General features: G+C 51.6%; 1 pseudogene. It reads left to right on the top strand.

What is annotated here, in order from left to right:
- Positions 1-430 (top strand): annotated as a pseudogene (purH, locus tag FH871_RS34965) (bifunctional phosphoribosylaminoimidazolecarboxamide formyltransferase/IMP cyclohydrolase); the annotation flags it as partial.

Consider the following 430-nt stretch of genomic DNA (forward strand, 5'->3'; position numbering starts at 1 on the left):
GGACTAAGAAGGCCTTGGACCAGGCAGGTCTTGCCACCATTGCTATTGACGATGTGACAGGCTTCCCAGAAATGATGGACGGCCGGGTCAAGACCCTTCATCCAGCTATTCACGGTGGCCTTTTGGCCCGTCGCGACTTGGACAGCCATCTTGAAGCTGCAAAGGCCAATGGTATTGAGCTGATTGATTTGGTGGTGGTTAACCTCTATCCTTTCAAGGAAACCATTCTCAAACCTGATGTGACCTATGCTGATGCTGTGGAAAATATCGACATCGGTGGACCATCTATGTTGCGCTCAGCAGCTAAGAATCACGCCAGCGTGACCGTGGTCGTTGACCCTGCCGACTATACCAAGGTCCTAGAAGAGTTGCAAGCAGATGGTCAAACCAGCTATCCAACTCGCCAAGCCTTGGCTGCCAAGGTTTATCG

Source organism: Larkinella sp. C7, from assembly GCF_006149005.1.
Classification (GTDB): domain Bacteria; phylum Bacteroidota; class Bacteroidia; order Cytophagales; family Spirosomataceae; genus Larkinella.